This window comes from Pantoea eucrina (assembly GCF_001691555.1).
GTDB classification, from domain to species: Bacteria; Pseudomonadota; Gammaproteobacteria; order Enterobacterales; family Enterobacteriaceae; genus Pantoea; species Pantoea borealis.
The window spans coordinates 24,946-44,427 of sequence record NZ_MAYN01000007.1 but is presented as its reverse complement, the minus strand read 5'-3'; the positions used below and the strand labels follow the sequence as shown (position 1 = coordinate 44,427).

The 19,482-nt window shown below is 56.4% G+C and carries 16 protein-coding genes and 3 tRNA genes; 7 read left to right on the top strand and 12 right to left on the bottom strand.

The features are described 5' to 3' along the window. Positions 1-1,518 (bottom strand): bifunctional ADP-dependent NAD(P)H-hydrate dehydratase/NAD(P)H-hydrate epimerase, encoded by a 1,518-nt coding sequence (gene nnr, locus BBA90_RS04320; RefSeq protein ID WP_075050710.1) that lies wholly within the window; start codon positions 1,516-1,518, stop codon positions 1-3. Here nnr and queG point away from each other — a divergent pair. Beyond that, a complete protein-coding gene (gene queG, locus BBA90_RS04315) occupies positions 1,517-2,656 on the top strand; it encodes a tRNA epoxyqueuosine(34) reductase QueG (RefSeq protein WP_065648357.1) in 1,140 nt (379 codons plus the stop codon). The genes nnr and queG overlap by 2 nt on opposite strands. Positions 2,657-3,081: 425 nt before the next feature. On the opposite strand, the gene BBA90_RS04310 is transcribed toward queG, so the two are convergent. The 4 genes from BBA90_RS04310 to orn form a co-directional block, all read right to left on the bottom strand. Then, a tRNA-Gly gene (locus BBA90_RS04310) sits at positions 3,082-3,157 on the bottom strand. A gap of 25 nt (positions 3,158-3,182) precedes the next feature. Continuing rightward, positions 3,183-3,258, bottom strand: a tRNA-Gly gene (locus BBA90_RS04305). Between the two features lie 78 nt (positions 3,259-3,336). After that, a tRNA-Gly gene (locus BBA90_RS04300) sits at positions 3,337-3,412 on the bottom strand. Positions 3,413-3,629: 217 nt separating this feature from the next. Then, on the bottom strand, positions 3,630-4,178 hold the full coding sequence (gene orn / locus BBA90_RS04295) for an oligoribonuclease (protein WP_065648084.1): 549 nt from the start codon (positions 4,176-4,178) through the stop codon (positions 3,630-3,632). A 102-nt stretch (positions 4,179-4,280) separates the two neighbouring features. Here orn and rsgA point away from each other — a divergent pair, with 102 nt between their 5' ends. The 3 genes from rsgA to mscM all read left to right on the top strand — a co-directional run bounded on the left by rsgA (position 4,281) and on the right by mscM (position 9,680). Then, entirely contained in the window at positions 4,281-5,330 is a 1,050-nt protein-coding gene (gene rsgA / locus BBA90_RS04290) for a small ribosomal subunit biogenesis GTPase RsgA (RefSeq protein ID WP_065648083.1), read from the top strand. Between the two features lie 95 nt (positions 5,331-5,425). Beyond that, on the top strand, positions 5,426-6,322 hold the full coding sequence (gene asd, locus BBA90_RS04285) for an archaetidylserine decarboxylase (RefSeq protein ID WP_065648082.1): 897 nt from the start codon (positions 5,426-5,428) through the stop codon (positions 6,320-6,322). A gap of 16 nt (positions 6,323-6,338) precedes the next feature. Further along, positions 6,339-9,680, top strand: coding sequence for a miniconductance mechanosensitive channel MscM (mscM, locus tag BBA90_RS04280; protein ID WP_065648081.1), 3,342 nt, complete (start codon positions 6,339-6,341; stop codon positions 9,678-9,680). 47 nt (positions 9,681-9,727) lie between these two features. On the opposite strand, the gene mdh is transcribed toward mscM, so the two are convergent. Then, positions 9,728-10,666, bottom strand: coding sequence for a malate dehydrogenase (mdh, locus tag BBA90_RS04275; protein WP_065648080.1), 939 nt, complete (start codon positions 10,664-10,666; stop codon positions 9,728-9,730). 419 nt (positions 10,667-11,085) lie between these two features. On the opposite strand from mdh, the gene argR reads away from it, so the two are divergent. The 3 genes from argR to yhcN (BBA90_RS04260) all read left to right on the top strand — a co-directional run bounded on the left by argR (position 11,086) and on the right by yhcN (BBA90_RS04260) (position 12,641). Then, positions 11,086-11,556: a transcriptional regulator ArgR gene (gene argR, locus BBA90_RS04270; RefSeq protein WP_065648079.1), complete on the top strand. Its 471-nt coding sequence runs from the start codon at positions 11,086-11,088 to the stop codon at positions 11,554-11,556. Between the two features lie 462 nt (positions 11,557-12,018). Further along, entirely contained in the window at positions 12,019-12,282 is a 264-nt protein-coding gene (gene yhcN / locus BBA90_RS04265) for a peroxide/acid stress response protein YhcN (protein WP_065648078.1), read from the top strand. A 92-nt stretch (positions 12,283-12,374) separates the two neighbouring features. Continuing rightward, a complete protein-coding gene (yhcN, locus tag BBA90_RS04260; protein WP_065648077.1) occupies positions 12,375-12,641 on the top strand; it encodes a peroxide/acid stress response protein YhcN in 267 nt (88 codons plus the stop codon). Positions 12,642-12,701: 60 nt separating this feature from the next. Here the strand turns inward: yhcN (BBA90_RS04260) and BBA90_RS04255 are convergent, their stop codons facing one another. The 6 genes from BBA90_RS04255 to tldD form a co-directional block, all read right to left on the bottom strand. Continuing rightward, on the bottom strand, positions 12,702-12,971 hold the full coding sequence (locus tag BBA90_RS04255; RefSeq protein WP_065648076.1) for a barstar family protein: 270 nt from the start codon (positions 12,969-12,971) through the stop codon (positions 12,702-12,704). Between the two features lie 15 nt (positions 12,972-12,986). Further along, complete coding sequence (locus BBA90_RS04250; protein ID WP_139074167.1) at positions 12,987-14,441, bottom strand: NAD-dependent succinate-semialdehyde dehydrogenase; 1,455 nt, start codon at positions 14,439-14,441, stop codon at positions 12,987-12,989. A 111-nt stretch (positions 14,442-14,552) separates the two neighbouring features. Beyond that, positions 14,553-16,505 carry a p-hydroxybenzoic acid efflux pump subunit AaeB gene (gene aaeB / locus BBA90_RS04245; RefSeq protein ID WP_065648074.1) on the bottom strand — a complete coding sequence of 651 codons (1,953 nt, stop codon included), beginning with the start codon at positions 16,503-16,505 and terminating at the stop codon, positions 14,553-14,555. An 11-nt stretch (positions 16,506-16,516) separates the two neighbouring features. Next, entirely contained in the window at positions 16,517-17,446 is a 930-nt protein-coding gene (aaeA, locus tag BBA90_RS04240) for a p-hydroxybenzoic acid efflux pump subunit AaeA (protein ID WP_065648073.1), read from the bottom strand. A gap of 8 nt (positions 17,447-17,454) precedes the next feature. Next, complete coding sequence (aaeX, locus tag BBA90_RS04235) at positions 17,455-17,658, bottom strand: p-hydroxybenzoic acid efflux pump operon protein AaeX (protein ID WP_065648072.1); 204 nt, start codon at positions 17,656-17,658, stop codon at positions 17,455-17,457. Between the two features lie 377 nt (positions 17,659-18,035). Beyond that, positions 18,036-19,481 (bottom strand): metalloprotease TldD, encoded by a 1,446-nt coding sequence (tldD, locus tag BBA90_RS04230; protein WP_065648071.1) that lies wholly within the window; start codon positions 19,479-19,481, stop codon positions 18,036-18,038. Between the last annotated feature and the right edge of the window lies 1 nt (position 19,482).

Sequence of the window (19,482 nt, the reverse complement as noted above, 5' to 3'; positions counted from 1 at the left end):
TTATTGTTGCATCATCTCTGGATTAACAAACTGCCACAGTTGTTCAAACAAATCAGTGGCTAACATACCGCGCGTTCCGCGATGGCGGGCAACTGCATCTGCCGCTGCGCCGTGTACCACGCAGCCCGCACAGGCTGCTTCAAATAGCGAAAGCTGCTGGCCCAGCAGTGCTGCAATGATACCGCTCAGCGTATCGCCCATGCCGCCCGATGCCATACCGGCGTTACCCACATCAGCAATCGCGACGTCTCCTGCGGCACTGGCAATGACCGTCCCGGCGCCTTTCAGGACCACTACCCCGCCATAGCGCCGTGCCAGCGTCTGCGCGGCCTGCAGGCGATCGTGCTCAATTTCACTGGTTTTCACCCCCAGCAGCCGGGCCGCTTCGCCGGGATGCGGCGTAATGATGCGATTCTGACGGTTATCGGGATTGATTGCCAGCAGGTTAAGCGCATCTGCATCCCAAAGCATCGGCTTTTCACTGGCAGCAACCTGCTGCAGCGCCTGCTGTGCCCAGTCGCGCTGTCCCATGCCCGGTCCAATCGCCACGACATCCGCCCACGCCAGCGCGTTGTGCAGTTTTTCAGGCGTAAATGCATCAACCATCAGCTCAGGGCGCGCGGTAATAAGCGGCCCGATATTATCAGCCTGCGTCAGCACGCGTACCAGTCCGGCGCCGCTGCGTAGTGCCGCCTCACCGGTCATACGGATCGCGCCAGCGGTTCCGCTGTCGCCGCCAATAATCAGCAGCTGCCCGTGATCGCCTTTATGCGAGGTTGCTTTACGCGGTTTGAGCCAGTGCGTCAGATGCTCCGCTGCATAGCGCCGGACAGGCGCCTGTTGCCCGCTGAGCCAGGCATCAAGGCCCAGCGTATCGCAGTGCAGCTCACCAACATGATCGCGTGCTTTTCCCGTCAGCAGACCCGGCTTCAGCGCGATCATACTCAGTGTGCGACTGGCGACGACCGCCACACCCGGCGTGACACCGGTTGTCGCCAGCAAGCCGGATGGCGCATCAATAGCCAGTACCGGCGCGGTATGCTGATTGATCGCCTCAATCAATGTTGTATACGGTGCCGCAGGCGCACGGCTGAGGCCGGTGCCCAGCAGCGCGTCCACAATCAAATCGACCGGCTCCGGCCATACGCTGTCTGCAGCATGGATCTCGCCACCCGCCTCCAGCCAGGCTTCGCGCGCCTGTCGTGCTTCGTCAGGCAACGGCCTGCTGCCTTCACACGCCAGCAGCGTGACTGCAATGCCCGCTGCCTGAGCCAGTCGCGCAATGACGTAGCCATCACCGCCGTTGTTGCCATGGCCGCACAGGATCAGCCAGTGTTTTGCCTCAGGCCAGCTCTGACGCGCCAGCGTAAAGCTCGCCTGACCGGCGCGCTGCATCAGTTCATACAACGTCACTCCCAGGCTGTCAGCTGCCTCCTGCTCCAGCTGCGCCATGGCCTGCGCAGGCCAGACAGAGTGTGGTAAACTGCGTGCGTTTGCATCAACTGCCTGGTTTCTCATGTCATATCCTCTCGATCTTCAACAGCTTGCTCAACAGATTAAACAGTGGGGGCGCGATCTCGGCTTTCAGCAGGTTGGCATCTGTGATACCGATTTACGTGCCGAAGAGCCAAAGCTTCAGGCGTGGCTGGACAAGCAGTATCACGGTGAGATGGCATGGATGGCGCGCCACGGCATGATGCGTGCGCGTCCGCATGAACTGCTGCCCGGCACGCTGCGGGTGATCAGCGTCCGCATGAACTATCTGCCCGCAAAAGCGGCTTTTGCCCGGACCCTGAAAAATCCTCAGCTTGGCTACGTCAGCCGCTATGCGCTGGGTCGCGACTATCACAAAGTATTACGCAATCGCCTGAAAAAGCTCGGAGAAATGATCCAGTCACACTGCAGCGAACTCAATTTTCGCCCGTTTGTGGATTCTGCTCCCGTGATGGAGCGCCAGCTGGCAGCGAAAGCGGGGCTTGGCTGGACCGGAAAACATTCGCTGATCCTTAATCGCGAAGCGGGCTCATGGTTTTTCCTCGGTGAACTGTTGATCGATCTGCCGCTGCCGGTTGATGCTCCCCAGGAGGAGCAGTGTGGCCGCTGCGTCGCCTGCCTGACAATCTGTCCGACCGGTGCCATTGTGGAACCTTATGTCGTGGATGCGCGGCGCTGTATCTCTTATCTCACCATTGAGCTGGAAGGTGCGATCCCTGAAGCGTTTCGTCCGCTGATCGGCAACCGTATTTATGGCTGTGATGACTGTCAGCTGATCTGTCCCTGGAATCGCTACAGTCAGCTGACGGATGAAGCGGACTTTTCACCGCGTGCGGTGCTGCATGCACCAGAGCTGACAGCGCTGTTTGGCTGGGATGAGGCGCGCTTTCTGCGCGTAACGGAAGGTTCAGCAATTCGGCGAATTGGTCATCTGCGCTGGCTGCGCAATATTGCCGTGGCGCTGGGTAATGCGCCCTGGTCAGCCGAATGCGTAGCAGCGCTGCAACAGCGGCGTGGCGAGCATCCGTTGCTGGATGAGCATATTGACTGGGCACTGGATCAGCAGCAGCAGAAGCGCGCAGCGGAGGTTATTGAGGTACAGCCTGCGAAAACGCTGCGTTTAGTACGCGCCGTGGAAAAGGGCCTGACGCGTGATGCATGATTGAGCGCTCCTGCTGCACACAGGTTTGTCCACACGCTGTGCATAAGATTTTTTCATAAAAACAGTGACGTGGGGGCGCCTGTGGTCTATAGCGCTCATTAACATAATGAAATACTAATTTAGCTATGTTAAACAAACACTTACACAGCATTTGTAAACTTATATTCACCAGATAACGCGCAGGGGTCGAGCCAGAGCTTGTGGATAACTCTGTTCAAAAGGGTTTTGCATAGTGGGTATAACGCCGCCTTTCAGGCGCGGGCAAATTGTGGATAACTTGCAGCGGTATGCAGCAAACCATCGGCAATATCGACGCTGACACAGCGTGTGTAATGATCAGAACAACGCAGGCTGCAAAAGGAACAAACGCAGTGCTTAATGTCTGATAGCGCCCGCAGGCAGGAAACAATCGTGAATAAGAAAACTGGAGCGGGAAACGAGACTCGAACTCGCGACCCCGACCTTGGCAAGGTCGTGCTCTACCAACTGAGCTATTCCCGCAAAGAGGTTACTACAAAACAGATTCTGGAGCGGGAAACGAGACTCGAACTCGCGACCCCGACCTTGGCAAGGTCGTGCTCTACCAACTGAGCTATTCCCGCATTATCGTTGATATTCACCCTGCTGCTACGCGGCAAAGCAAAACATCTGATATTGGTATCTGACTACATCTTTAAATCTGGAGCGGGAAACGAGACTCGAACTCGCGACCCCGACCTTGGCAAGGTCGTGCTCTACCAACTGAGCTATTCCCGCATCATCATTGCGATTATCTGAACCGGCGCAACCTGCACGCTGGGGATAAACGCTGATACTTTACTGCTGCGCACCACACGAAATTCTTCATCGGTACGGGGTGCGCATTATACGAGAATTCGTTTTTGCCGCAAGCCTCTTATCGCAAAATTTTGCGCTTTCAGCGCGTTTGCTGATTTAATCGACAAAATGATGCTTTACTGCGCATTTCAGGCCGTTACAGCTGTAAAAAGTGCTCGCGATAGTACGCCAGTTCCGCAATCGACTCGCGAATATCATCCAGCGCCTGGTGTGTACCCGCTTTTTTAAAGCCTGGCAGAATCTGTGGCTTCCAGCGCCGCGCCAGCTCTTTCAGGGTGCTGACATCCAGATAGCGGTAATGGAAGTAAGCTTCCAGCTCCGGCATATAATTAAACAGAAAGCGGCGATCCTGGCCGATGCTGTTGCCGCAAATAGGTGAGGTATTAGCAGGTACCCACTGCTGAAGAAACGCCAGCGTGGCCTGCTCAGCCGCGCGATCGTTATGCTGGCTCGCTTTGACCCGCTCTACCAGACCGCTGCCGGTATGGGTACGCACATTCCACTCATCCATCAGGGCCAGCTGCTCATCAGACTGATGCACCGCCAGCACCGGCCCCTCTGCAAGAATATTTAAGTTTGCGTCCGTGACGATAGTCGCGATCTCAATAATGCGATCGCGTACCGGATCGAGTCCGGTCATTTCAAGGTCGATCCAGATCAGGTTATTTTCGTTTCCAGCTGTCATCTATTTTCCATCCGTTACCAGTGTCGTCATTCGACCGCGTTAAGGTGTATCATAGACGTTTTGCCCAGCGGGGCGAAGCCTGGCGAAAGCGTGAGAGGATGCGTGAGCAAAAATAAACTGTCGAAGGGTCAACAACGTCGCGTAAGCGCAAACCATCAGCGTCGTCTGCAGCAACGGAGTGAAAAACCGGAGCCTGATGACAGCCTGTTTGGCGATGCGTCTGAGGGTGTGGTGATCAGCCGCTTTGGCATGCACGCAGATGTCGAAGACCAGGCGGGTGAAGTGCATCGCTGTAATATCCGCCGCACTATCCGCTCGCTGGTTACCGGCGATCGCGTGGTGTGGCGCGCAGCGAACGAAAATAGCGGTAAAGGGATCGTTGAAGCGGTACACGAGCGTAAAACCGTGCTGACCCGGCCAGATTTTTACGACGGCGTAAAGCCTATCGCGGCCAATATCGATCAGATCATGATCGTGTCAGCTATTCTGCCGGAGCTCTCTTTAAATATTATCGACCGTTATCTGGTCGCCAGCGAAACGCTGGGTATTGAGCCATTACTGGTCCTCAATAAGATCGATCTGCTGGATAGTGACGCGCGCGCGTTTGTTGATGAACAGATGGATATCTATCGCCATATTGGCTATCGCGTGCTGATGGTCTCCAGCTACGCACAGGATGGTCTGAAAGATCTGGAAGCGGCACTGACCGGGCGCGTCAGTATTTTTGCCGGCCAGTCAGGCGTGGGTAAGTCGAGCCTGCTGAACCGGCTGCTGGGGCTGGACGTCGCCGGCAGCGAGATTTTGACCAATGATGTCTCAGATGTGTCCGGCCTGGGACAGCACACCACGACCGCCTCCCGTCTTTATCACTGCCCGCACGGCGGCGATGTGATTGACTCGCCCGGCGTGCGTGAGTTTGGCCTGTGGCATCTTGAGCCGGAACAGGTTACCCGCGGGTTTGTGGAATTTCGTGAATTTCTCGGCAGCTGTAAGTTCCGCGACTGCAAGCACGATACCGATCCCGGCTGCGCAATCCGCGAAGCGGTAGAAAATGGCCTGATTAACGCATCGCGCTTTGATAATTACCACCGTATTCTGGAGAGTATGGCGCAGGTAAAAACGCGTAAAAACTTTTCTGCCGATGAAGATTGATCGGTAAAACGACATAGTCGCTAACTCACCGGGGCGCTGCTACAATCCGCCCCCCTTTTTTACGTAAACCACAGGTATTAAGCCAGGAGGCAACGGTGTTTGATCGTTTTAAACTCGGCCTGAATCATATTCTGCCCAAGAAGGCGCTGACCGAACTCGCCGGCTGGGGCGCCAGTCGCCGCGGTGGCTGGCTGACCAAAGCGGTCATTGATGCTTTCGTCTGGTTCTATAAAGTTGATATGGCGGAAGCCAGTAAGCCGCATACCGGCAGCTATCGCACATTCAACGACTTCTTTGTCCGCCCGCTGAAAGAGGGTGCCCGCCCTGTCGATCCCGACGCTTCGCTGCTGGCGCTGCCGTGTGATGGCGCGATCAGCCAGCTGGGCCGTATCACCGGCGATCAGATTTTTCAGGCGAAAGGACACTACTATACGCTGCAGGCGCTGCTGGCAGGCAACGACGAGCTGGCAGAGAAATTTATTGATGGTGAGTTTGTCACCACTTATCTTGCTCCGCGCGACTACCACCGGGTGCATATGCCCTGTAACGGTATCCTGCGTGAAATGATCTACGTGCCGGGCGATCTGTACTCCGTTAACCCGCTCACGGCGCGCAATATCCCTAATCTGTTTGCCCGTAATGAACGCGTTATCTGCGTATTTGATACCGATCACGGCCCGATGGTACAGATTCTGGTGGGCGCCACTATCGTCGGCAGTATTGAAACTGTCTGGGCAGGGACCGTAACGCCGCCGCGTGAAGGCGTGATCAAACGCTGGCGCTACCCGTCTGCTGAACATGATGGTGCGGTCGTGCTGCTAAAAGGTCAGGAGATGGGCCGTTTCAAACTTGGCTCAACCGTGATCAACCTGTTTGCGCCTGACCGGGTAAAACTGGCGGAAAGCCTGGAGGCGGAAAGCAAAACCCGTCTCGGCCAGCCGCTGGCTATTGCACTGCCGCAGTCTGGCGACAGCGCCCCGCTGACTCACTAATCAGAGACCTGCTCCCGTGCGCGCCTTTCTTGTCCTGCTGCTGAGCCTCGCGCTCAGCAGCCCTCTCTATGCCGCCTCCCTTCCCTCCACCACGCAGCTGCAGCAGGAACTGGATGAGGCGAAATCCGCTAAAAACAGTCCTGCGCAAACTGAACAGGTGCAGGCGCTGGAAGCGGCCATCAACTTTCTCTCTGAACGCAGCGATTCACTGGAGCGGGCGAAACAGTATCAGCAGGTGATCGACGATTTTCCCCGGCTGGCACGCGAACTGCGCCAGCAGATCGCCGCGCTGAATGAGACCAGCAAACCCGTACGCAGCAATATGAGCAATGCGGAACTGGATCAGGAGATACTTCAGGTCAGCAGCCAGCTGCTGGAAGAGGGACGGCAGGCGCAGCAGGAGCAGGACCGCGCGCGTGAAATCAGCGACTCACTGGCGCAGCTGCCGCAGCAGCAGACCGATGCGCGCCGTGCCATGACTGAAAATGAGCGCCGCGCGCAGGGGGTTTCCAACACCGCGTCAGCGTCACCCCTTGCCCAGGCGCAGATTTACGCCCGCCAGGCGGAAAGCGCAGCGAGTAAAGCCCGGGTGGATGAGCTGGAACTGGCGCAGCTCTCTGCCAATAACCGTCAGGAGCTGGCCCGCATGCGGGCAGAAGTGCATCAGCGGAAAGCCACGCAGCTCGATAACTATCTGCAGGCGCTGCGCAGCCAGCTGAATAACCAGCGTCAGCGTGAGGCGGAACTGGCGCTGGAGCGTACGGAACAGCTGGCGGAAAACAGCGGCGATCTGCCGCCTGCCATTAGCGAGCAGCTGCGTATCAATCGTCAGCTCTCTGCAGATCTGAATCAGCAGGCGCAGCGTATGGATCTGGTCGCCTCTCAGCAGCGTCTGGCGACCAATCAGACGCTGCAGGTGCGCCAGGCGCTGAGCACGCTGCGCGAGCAGTCACAGTGGCTGGGCGCCTCTAATTTGCTGGGTGAAGCCCTGCGCGCGCAGGTGGCCCGTCTGCCCGATATGCCAAAAGCGCAGCAGATCGATAGCGAAATGGGCGAGCTGCGGGTGCAGCGGCTGCACTATGAGTCACTGCTGGAGCGTCAGCAGGCTTTACGTAAAGAGAAGCAGGATGATGGCACGCCTTACACCAGTGAGCAGAACAGGATTCTGGACGCGCAGCTGCGCACGCAGCGTGAACTGCTTAATTCGCTGATCTCCGGCTGCGATACGCTGATTCTGGAGATCACCAAACTCAGGGTATCAAACACGCAGCTGCAGGATGCGCTCAGCGAAGTCAAAGAAGCGACGCATCGTTATCTCTTCTGGACAGCGGATGTCAGTCCGGTTGGCCTGAAATATCCACTGGAAGTTGCGAGCGCACTCACCCGTCTGCTGTCGCTGGATACGCTGGGCCAGATGGGTAAAGCGCTGGCCATGATGTTTACCAGTCGCGAAACGGTGCTGCCGATTATGGGCGCGGTGCTGCTGGTGGGTTTCAGCATCAGCTCACGCCGTCACTACAACGCGTTTATGGCGCGTGCTGCCAGCCGCGTGGGCAAAGTGACACAGGATCGCTTTAGCCTGACGCTGCGTACGGTATTCTGGTCCATTCTGGTGGCGCTGCCGCTGCCGGTGCTCTGGGCGGCACTGGGCTATGGCCTGCAGCATGCATGGCCCTACCCGTTCGCCGTGGCAATAGGCGATGGCATCACCGCCACGCTGCCGCTGCTGTGGGCGTTTATGATCAGCGCCGCTTTTGCCCGTCACGACGGCCTGTTTGTCGTGCACTTTCGCTGGCCGCAGACGCGGGTGGCGCGTGCCATGCGCTACTATTCGCTGACCGTGGGGCTGATTGTACCGCTGATTATGCTGCTGATCGCCTTTGGCAATCTGGAAGATCCGCAGTTTTCCGCGACGCTGGGCCGGCTCTGCTTTGTTCTGATCTGCGGCGCGCTAAGCATTGTTACGGTCAGCCTGAAGCGCGCCGGCATTCCGCTGTATCTTGATAAAGAAGGCAACGGTGACAATTTTGTTAACCGCGTCCTGTGGAACCTGATGATCGCCATCCCGCTGGTGGCCGCCTTCGCCTCCTGCATTGGCTATCTGGCAACCGCCCAGGCGCTGCTGGCACGTCTGGAAACCTCAGTCTGTATCTGGTTCTTCCTGCTGGTGATTTATCATATTATTCGCCGCTGGATGCTGATTCAGCGCCGGCGCATTGCGTTTGATCGTGCCCGCCAGCGTCGTGCCGATATGCTGGCCAACCGCGCACGCAGTGAAGAGGAAAAAGAGCAGCAGAGCGCGACCAATACTGACACGATTGAAATTGATGAGCCGGTGATCGACCTTGATGCCATCAGTGCGCAGTCGCTGCGACTGGTGCGTTCCATCCTGACGCTGATTGCGCTGGTATCGGTGATCCTGCTCTGGTCGGAAATCCACTCTGCGTTTAGTTTTCTCGATAACATTCCGCTCTGGGATGCCAGTACCACCGTTCAGGGTGTTGAGAGCGTGCAGCCTATCACGCTGGGTGCGGTGCTCATCGCTATTCTGGTGCTGATTATCACCACGCAGCTGGTCCGCAATATGCCGGCGCTGCTGGAGCTGGCGCTGCTGCAGCATCTCAGCCTGGCTCCCGGTACCGGCTACGCCATTACAACGCTGACCAAATATGCGCTGATGCTGATGGGCGGCCTGATTGGCTTCTCGATGATTGGCGTGGAGTGGTCAAAGCTGCAGTGGCTGGTGGCTGCACTGGGTCTGGGACTGGGATTTGGCCTGCAGGAAATTTTTGCCAACTTTATCTCTGGCCTGATTATCCTGTTTGAAAAACCGATTCGTATTGGCGATACCGTAACCATCCGCGATCTCACCGGCAGCATTACGCGTATTAACACCCGTGCCACGACCATTACCGACTGGGACCGGAAAGAGATTATCGTGCCCAATAAAGCGTTTATCACCGAGCAGTTTGTGAACTGGTCGTTGTCCGATTCCGTTACGCGTGTGGTGCTGACCATCCCGGCACCGGCGCGCGTCAACAGTGAAGAAGCCACGACCATACTGAAACAGGCGGCTGAGCGCTGCACCTACGTGCTGGATATGCCGCCGCCGGAAGTCTACTTGGTGGATCTGCAGCAGGGTATTCAGCTGTTTGAGCTGCGCGTGCATGCGGCAGAGATGGGACATCGTATGCCGCTGCGACATGAGCTGCATCAGCTGATCCTGCGGGGCTTTGCAGAACATAACATTGAGATGCCCTTCCCGCCTTTCCAGGTGCGTATGGAAACGCTGGGACGCAAAACGCCTGCCGGCAATGGCACGGCGGCCACCCAGACCTTCAGGTCTGGCGGACTGTAACAAAAACGCCCGGCAGACGCCGGGCGTTTCACACTGCGTCAAAGCATTTACTGCTTCACAAACTCTTCACCCTGCGCAATGTCTTTTTTCAGCGTCTCCAGCATACCGTTTAGCGCCTGCTGCTCAAACTCACTCAGCGTGCCCAGCGGGCGGCGTTCAGCAATCCCGTTTTTCCCTAACAGCAGCGGCTGAGAGAAGAAGCGCGCATATTCACCGTCGCCTTCGACATAGGCGCATTCAACCACGTTTGCTTCACCCTGCAGCGCACGGATCAGCGACAGACCAAAGCGTGCGGCCGCCTGTCCCATTGAGAGGGTAGCCGACCCGCCACCCGCTTTTGCTTCCACCACTTCGGTGCCGGCGTTCTGAATTCGCCTGGTAAGATCGGCAATCTCCTGCTCGCTGAAACTGACGCCTGGCACCTGCGACAGCAGTGGCAGAATGGTCACGCCGGAGTGGCCACCCACCACCGGCACGTCGACTTCATCTGGCTGTTTACCTTTGAGCGCAGCGACAAAGGTATTAGCGCGAATGACATCCAGCGTGGAGACGCCAAACAGCCGGTTTTTATCGTAAACGCCGGCTTTTTTCAGCACCTCTGCGGCGATTGCCACAGTGGTATTAACCGGATTCGTGATCACACCAATCAGCGCGGTTGGTGCCGTGCTGGCTACCTGCGCAATCAGGTTGCGGACAATGCCCGCATTAACGTTAAACAGATCGGCGCGATCCATGCCGGGTTTACGCGCTACCCCGGCAGAAATCAGGACCACATCGGCCCCCTTTAAGGCAGGGGTAGCATCTTCACCGCTGAAACCCTCAACGGTTACAGCAGTAGGGATATGGCTGAGATCGACCGCTACGCCAGGCGTAACCGGTGCAATGTCATAGAGAGAGAGGGCGGAACCCGCGGGTAACTGCGTTTTGAGCAGCAGAGCCAGCGCCTGGCCAATACCGCCAGCGGCTCCGAGAACGGCAACTTTCATCCTGAACTCCTTATTAAGATGGGGCAAAGATATGCCAGAAATCCATCAGCTTACGAGTTTAGTCAACATCTCAGGCGATAGCGACATTGCCGCCGCGCACAGGCAGCATGTTACTATCCGCTTCCGATACCGCTCTGTTTCAGAAGCGCCTGAATGATCTTATCGCAGCCAGCAGAGATATACGGCTTTGATCGTCGATCTGGTTGTTACCACGTCAATAGTATAACAACTTTGCAACCTCTGCTTTGCGCGTCAGCGCGCGATTTTGGTGCTTAGCCAGTTTCTGCTAGAATGCCCGGCCCGCGCGGACGTATCGCGAAAGTCGCCGCTGACGCATTGCATAAAAATTCATCTAAATGCATAATAATTTATCAGCTGCAGGCTTGTTGCCTGCTGCGCCTCTCATTCATTGGTAGCTTATGCGTAATCCTTCAAAACAAGACGATCTTATCAAGGCATTTAAGGCCTTGCTTAAAGAAGAAAAATTCAGCTCTCAGGGCGAAATCGTGCAGGCTCTGCAGGACGATGGCTTTGAGAATATCAATCAGTCAAAAGTTTCACGCATGCTGACAAAGTTTGGCGCGGTGCGCACGCGCAACGCAAAAATGGAGATGGTCTACTGTCTGCCCGCTGAACTGGGTGTGCCTACCGCGACCAGCCCGCTTAAAAATCTGGTACTGGATATCGATTACAACGAGGCGCTGGTGGTGATCCATACCAGCCCGGGTGCCGCGCAGCTGATTGCACGGCTGCTCGATTCACTTGGCAAAGCGGAAGGGATTCTGGGCACTATTGCCGGCGATGACACCATTTTCATTACGCCTGCGCGTGCTTTTACCGTTAAACAGCTTTATGACGCGGTACTGGTGCTGTTTGAACAGGAGCTGTAACGTCTCTCTGCCGGCAGCCTGGCTGCCGGCTCCGTCTGGCCATGCCAGATACCGCTGTACTCCGCCCCTCTTTTCTTTATCGCAAAACGTTATCAAACCGGCCTGCATAGGTCCGACCTTTAGGCCTTTCCGATATCTATCCATATTTTGTGCTGCATAGAAGCAGTATTTTACCCCTTTAAACTACTTTCCTCGCCAGCCTGTAGCGGCATCAACCATAAACTTTCGCACGAAAAGTTAATTTGACGCAGATCACTGTTTTTACGAAAAAAAGCGGCTCTGTGAATAAAAAACACCCGCTTTTAATAACTTAACGTTATAAAAAAGCATCATAAGGATAAAGGATAACAACGAAACATTATTAGCGAAGTATTAATTTCCTGCGTGATTAGATCTATACTTCTTTTCGTGACGCAAATCACACTAACTAAAAAGATAAAAATCACAGACGAGGAAAAGATCATGAACATTAAAGCGACTATCGCCACCCTTAGCATTCTCTCTGCACTGTCATTTGGCGCTTCTGCAGCAGATTCTGTTTCTGCCGATCAGGCAGCTAACCTGCAGGCAGCCGGCACCATCAGCGTCAGCGGCGTAGGCGGCTCACCGATGGATATCCATCAGCAGCTTAATGCTAAAGCCGATGCGCAGGGCGCAAAAGCATATCGTGTTATCGAGGCGTATAAAGACAATACGTATCACGCTACGGCTGAACTCTATAAATAACTGTTAACCGGCGTTATGAACGCCGATGCTCATCGACGACCCGCTTACTCTGGTGTAGCTGCAGGTTGTTGATACGAACGAGGAGATATATCATGAAAATCAAAACAACTCTTGCAACTGCTGGCCTGCTGTCTCTGTTTGCCTTTGGCGCCTCTGCGGCTCAACTGGTCACCAGCGAATCAGCACAACATCTGCAGCCTGTAGGCAGCACCATTTCAATCAGCGGTACCGGCGGTGCACCGATGGATTATCGTGAGCAGCTTTCCCAGAAAGCTGATGCGCAGGGTGCCAGCGCTTACCGCGTTATTGAAGCGCGTACCGGTGACAGCTATCACGTAACAGCTGAACTCTATAAGTAATTCCTCGTCACCCCTGACGAACCCTTTGGCCCCGCTTTGCGGGGCCCTTTTTGGGTTGTATTACTGAGTTGTAAAGCGGAGCTGGCCTTCCAGCTCCTCTTCTGCTTTATCAAACAGCAGGATCAATGCGCTATACCGGCGTTTCTGCCCTCTCCCCAGATTAATGAAGAGGATCTCCAGCGGCAGCGGCAGCTGTTTACCGGTAATCACCCGCCAGAGATCGTCCAGATCGCGAATAGCGGCGTCTGCCAGCATAAAACGCTCGCCAAACTGACTATAGAAATGGGCCTGATCGACTATTTCATCAAAATCGAAACGCTCGGTTCGCATGCCTGTATCCTCCTGCTAAGAGAGACCGCCCAGATGCAGCGCTTTAACTTCCAGATACTCTTCGATACCCAGCACTGAGCCTTCACGCCCCAGCCCTGACTCTTTGATCCCGCCAAACGGTGCCACCTCGGTAGAGACCGCACACTCATTGATCCCGATCATCCCCGCTTCCAGTGCAGCAGAGACGCGGAACACCCGCTGCAGATTCTGCGTATAGAAGTAGGCAGCCAGACCATATTCGGTATCATTTGCCCGCCCGATGACCTCCTCTTCGCTGTTAAAGCGGAAACAGGCTGCGACCGGACCAAATGTCTCCTCCTGCGCCAGCATCATGCTCTCCTGCGCCTCTGCGATCACCGTGGGCTGCCAGAAATTTCCTCCCAGCCCATGCCGTTCGCCACCGGTTACTATCCGGCCCCCTTTGCGCACCGCGTCCTGCACATGCTCTTCAACTTTTTCCAGCGCGGAGGCAGCGATCAACGGCCCGACAATTACGCCATCGTCCATGCCGTTACCGACTTTTAGCTGCTTAACGGCCTCTGCCAGCTGCGTAACAAAGCGATCGTAAATCTGCTCATGAATATAAAAGCGATTCACGCTGACACAGACCTGACCGGCATTACGAAATTTATTGGCAATTGCGCCCTGTACGGCAGCATCAATATCTGCATCTTCAAAGACGATAAAGGGTGCATTGCCGCCCAGCTCCATAGAGACCTTTTTCATTGTCTCAGCCGCATTACGCATCAGCGTTTTACCCACTGCCGTTGAACCGGTAAACGAGATTTTGCGCACTGCGCGCGAGGCCATAATAGCGTCGCTGATCGCCTGCGTATCACCCGCCACGGCGTTGAGCACACCGTCCGGCACGCCAGCCTGCTGTGCCAGCGCGACCAGGGCAAACGCGCTGAGCGGGGTATTATTAGCCGGTTTAATGATGCCGGTGCAGCCCGCGGCCAGCGCCGGTCCGAGCTTGCGGGTCAGCATGGCCATCGGGAAATTCCAGGGAGTAATGGCCGCGACCACGCCCACCGGTTCACGCGTGGCCAGAATACGCGAACCCGGTTTGGCGGGCGGGATAATCTCACCGTTAGCGCGCTTGGCTTCTTCCGCAAACCACTGGATAAAGCTGGCGGCATACTCCACTTCGCCCTCCGCCTCTTTAACCGGCTTGCCCTGCTCGGCGGTCATCAGCTCTGCCAGCCAGCGTTTGTTATCCATGATCAGCTGATACCAGCGCATCAGGATCCCGGCTCGTTCTTTGGCCGTTTTATCCCGCCAGCCGGGAAAAGCGCGCTGCGCGGCAGTAATCGCCTGTTCAGTTTCCGCTTTACCTGCTTTTGCAACGCGGGCAATCACGTCGCCGGTCGCCGGGTTGATGACGTCAAACGTCGCGGAGGCAGAGTGCCATTGACCCGCAGCGAAGAAGCCGGTTTTGAAGAGTTCATGTTGCTGCAAAGAAGCGGACATCAATATTCTCCTGTCAGTATGCATCCGTCAGGAAAGTATAGATGGCAACGCGCAGCCGATTTGTGTCAGCGTGGCATATGCCTGCCGCCGCACAGAGCGGCGGCGGCAGATTTAAACCTGAATGAGGGTGTTCTGATATTTGTCCAGCATCTGCGTCAGGCGCGCGACCGGTTCAGTGACGCTGTCTGGCGCAGCATAATGCGCCAGCTTTTCCTGATAGATGGCCAGCTCCTGCAACAGCGTTCTGAACGCGTCGCGCCGCTTATCATCGCTGCTGGCCGAAATAACCCGATCGGCGGTGTGTCGCAGCTGCCGGTGATAAGCAGAGAGATCCGCATTGACCGGCACCTCTGCATTACGCAGCCGCTGGTGACCAATGATCAGCGTCAGGGCGATACGGTATTTGTCGATATCGCCCGGAAACAGATTCAGCAGCAGAAAAAGCTGCTGATAAAGCGCCGGCAGATGGTTTTCCCGGCGCCGGGCCTGATTCGTCGTCAGCGCCGCAACGGCGGCATACATCAGGCGATTCAGCAGCTTGCGGCCGGTACGCGCTTTGGATTTATCGCGAATCAGCAAAATGACCATCATGGCGACAAAGCTGCCGATCCACTGTCCCAGCGCATTATCCAGAAACACGTTGAATTCAAACTTCATTGGGTTATCCAGCACCAGCACATTGATGGTGCCGATCAGCGCACCCAGCGTGCCAATCTGCCGCCGCTGCACAAAGATACCGCCGACAAAGCCGAGCAGACCAATGGCGATACAGAGCAGCAGCGCACTCTGCTGCGTTGCAGGCAGGACCCAGGTGAAGTAGAACAACCCGAGCGGCACGGCGAACGCCATACCGTAAAAGAAATCTTTGGCCATCATCAGCGGATTAGGCATGCGCATCGCCAGTGCGGTAATCACCCCCAGCATGACCATGCAGCCGCTGCCGGAGGTCCAGCCGGTATAGAGCCAGAACAGGGCCCCCAGCGCGGTGGCGACAAAGGTGCGAATACCGTTGATCATCGCATGGTGAGTTTCAGCCGATCGGGCCTGAACGATGATCTCCCGCTGCAGGATACTCTCTTCCCGCGCGCTGATACGGCTGTTGCATTTAATCCCTTTGATCAGCAGCAGATATTCAGTTGCCGCCCCGGTCCAGCTGGCAAGCGTAACCGGGACCGTTTTGCTGCTGTCGCTGATAACGCGGCGTAATACCTTCGTGCGCTTATGAACCTCGCCGGCGCTGTTTGCCTCTTTCTCCAGCAACAGCCGAAACTGGGGCGGAATATAGTCGGGTCGGGAGTTCTGAATAAGAAACGTCTCTGCTGCCTGCGTAATCAGCGTCAGCGACAGGGTATTGAGCATCTGCAGCCGGCGGCTGCTGTTCTGCCAGCGCGACGACTCCATCATCAGCTGGCTGCGCATGCCGTTCAGCGCGGTAGTACGACGCACCAGCGCGCTCCAGGCTTTATCCACCTCATCTTTATCTTCGTGCGCAACGCAGAGCTGCAGCAATTTGTAGTGCGCCACCAGCAGCGCATCCACTTCTGCATCAATAACGTTTTTAATTGAACGGGGTGAAAACAGCATGTCTGCCAGAATCGCGCAGAGGATCCCGAGCACAATTTCGCTGCAGCGCTCTACGGCGAACTGGGGGGCCAGCGTCAGCCCGCCGGTCGCGTCAGCGGTGACGACGATAATCAGCGCGGTATAACCTGCCAGGCCAAGCGCGTAGGAGTTTTCGACTTTGATTAGCGAGGAGAGCCAGACGCAGAAGCCGGCCCATATGCAGCAGAGCAGCAACATCACCACCGGCGCACGCACGGTGGTGATCATGATGGTCAGCGCAGCGATACAGCCAATGAAGGTACCGATGATGCGTAATACGCCGCGATAGCGCAGCGCACCGGAGTAAGGATCGCCACCTGCCGCAAAGGCGGTACCGCCAGCCACAATCCCGGCGGTCATGACTGCCCAGCGCGGCGTTTCCAGATGAAAGTGAAAACCAATCATCAGCGCGGCCACCAGCGCAAACGTCAGCTTGACCGGGAAACGCAGAAACTCAATCATCACGCCCCCGCTTAACCAAACTCACGCAGGCGATTGAAGAACTGCGCCAGCGGCGAGACATTGGTCTGCCGGTCCTGCTCACCGGTGATCGTCACGGTCGCGGTGGTGCCTGCCGGGAAACGGTTGCCAGGCTGGGCATCAAGGCGGATACGCACCGGCACGCGCTGCGCCAGACGCACCCACTCCAGATTAGAATCCACCGTTGCCATGCCTTTGTTATCAATGCTGCTGCTGCTATTGGTCACCCCGGCGGCCACGCTGTCCACCGTGCCGCGTAACACGGTATTACTGCCCAGCGGGGTGACTTCAGCGCGAAAGCCCGGACGCACGCCGCTGAGTTTGGTCTCTTCCATATAAGCCAGTACGTAGAAGGAGTGCTGCTGTACCAGCGCTACCGCTACAGAGCCGCGCGTAATGAATTCACCTTCATACACATTGAGGTTGGTCACCCAGCCATCAGAGGGGGCTTTAATGGTGGTGCGGTCAAGATCGATAACCGCCAGATCGCGGGTGGCGATCGATTTCGCCAGCTGGTGTTCACTGGTCTGCAGATCGCTGTTGGCCTGTTCAATCGCCTCACGCGACATTGCGCTGGTACCGAGCTGATTACGGCGTCCCGCCTCGCGGCGTTTTTCACTGACCAGCGCCTGATAATAGTCCACGTCTGCCTGCGCCTGCGCCAGCGCTTTCTGATAGCGCGGACGATCGACGATAAACAGCGTATCGCCCTTCTTCACCAGCTGGTTGTCATGCACCGGTACGTCGGTGATCAGACCGGTGACATCAGGTGCAATAGCCACCACATCCGCAGAGAATTTAGCATCGCGTGTCCACGGGGATTCGGTATAGAAGACCCAGGCGCGGAAGACAATCACGATGGCGATGATAACCAGCAGGAGCGTAATCGCGTAACGCGCGATTTTTCTTATGAGCGCTTTCACTTAAAACCTCAGATGAATAGACGGGATACAAGATAAAACACACAGCAATAGAGGGCCGTGTTAAACAGTGCCGGATGCCACACCAGATCGTAGATCCCGCTCGGCGTCAGCACACGTTTCACCAGCCAGAACAGCGCCAGCGAAACCAGTAGTTCAATGAAGATGGGCGGAAAAGATAGCCCGAATACGACAAATACCGGAAGCACACTCATTTCGGTTCCTTAGTTCGACCTTGCCGGGGATCGCACCGCTTTTGCCCGCATGCTGTGCCGCACCAGGAGTGGCTAAGCAGGCAGCAGAAAAGTGGCAGTAACACTCAGGCCGCCCTGAGCTAATCATAGCGCATCATCAGCCTGTCAGGTCCATGACGGGATGCGGTGCATAAACCCAGCGCGCGTATAATAACGTGCCTGACTATATGTTTTCTACAAATCGTGACATAAATCACTTTTTAGCCAGAATAAATAATCGAACGACTTAACGCGATGTCCATTTTGCCAAAATGGCTGAATCGGGCGCATTTATAGCTGACGCAGCCACAAAAAAGGCTGCCCGCAGGCAGCCTTTATAGTGACAGAGGTTCAGCCCCTCAGGCGGTGCCGCCTACGGTGATTTTGTCCAGCTTCAGCGTCGGCTGACCCACGCCAACCGGAACGCTCTGTCCCTCTTTACCGCATACGCCAACGCCTTTATCCAGCGCCAGATCGTTACCGACCATTGAGATCTGCTGCATCGCCTCAATACCGGAGCCAATCAGCGTAGCGCCTTTAACCGGCCGGGTGACTTTGCCCTTCTCAATCAGATACGCTTCTGAAGTAGAGAACACAAATTTGCCCGAGGTAATATCGACCTGACCACCGCCGAAGTTAGGCGCATAGAGGCCATATTCCACGCTTTCGATGATCTCCTGCGGCGTGGACTTGCCAGCCAGCATGTAGGTGTTGGTCATGCGCGGCATAGGCAGATGCGCATACGATTCGCGCCGGCCATTACCGGTGGGCGGCACCCCCATCAGGCGTGCATTAAGCTTGTCCTGGATGTAGCCTTTCAGCACGCCATTTTCGATCAGCATGTTGTACTGGCCCGGCACACCCTCATCATCCACTGCCAGCGAGCCGCGCAGTCCTTCCAGCGTGCCATCATCCACCACGGTACAGAGCTCAGAGGCAACCAGCTGCCCCATCTTGCCGCTGAATACCGACGTTTCACGGCGGTTGAAGTCGCCTTCAAGCCCATGTCCTACCGCTTCGTGCAGCAGTACACCCGGCCAGCCGGCACCCAGTACCACCGGCAGCGCGCCTGCAGGGGCTGCAACCGCGGAGAGGTTAACCAGCGCCATGCGTACCGCTTCACGCGCCCAGGCATCAGCGCGGACGTCACCGCTCTCATCGGCAAGGAAAAATTCATAACCGGTACGCGCGCCGCCGCCGCTTGAGCCGCGCTCGCGCTTGCCCTGATCTTCCACCTGCACGCTGATTGACAGACGCACCAGTGGACGAATATCCGCCGCCAGCGTCCCATCCGTTGCCGCCACCAGCACCTGTTCGTAAACGCCGCTCAGGCTGGCATTGACCTCCTGCACGCGCGGATCGGCCGCGCGCGCTACGCGGTCCACGCGATGCAGCAGGGCGATTTTGTCTTCACGCGTCAGGCTGTCGAGCGGATTAACCGGCGCATAGAGCGAGCGATGCATGACCGCCTGCAGCGTATGTGCGGTGCCGTTGCCCTGCTCGCGTACAATGCTGCGCGCCGCTTCCGAAGACTGACGCAGCGCGTTCAGGGTGATCTGGTCTGCATAGGCGAAGCCGGTTTTTTCACCGCTTACGGCACGTACGCCAACGCCCTGATCGATATGGTAGGAACCATCTTTAATAATTTTATCTTCCAGCACCCAGGACTCATGGAAGCTGGACTGAAAATAGAGATCGGCATAATCCAGACGACGTTCTGAAAGCTGCCCTAACAGGGAATGAAGGTCCTGCTGTTTAATGCTGTTCGCAGTCAGTAACTGCTCACTTACCAGATTCAGAGTCATC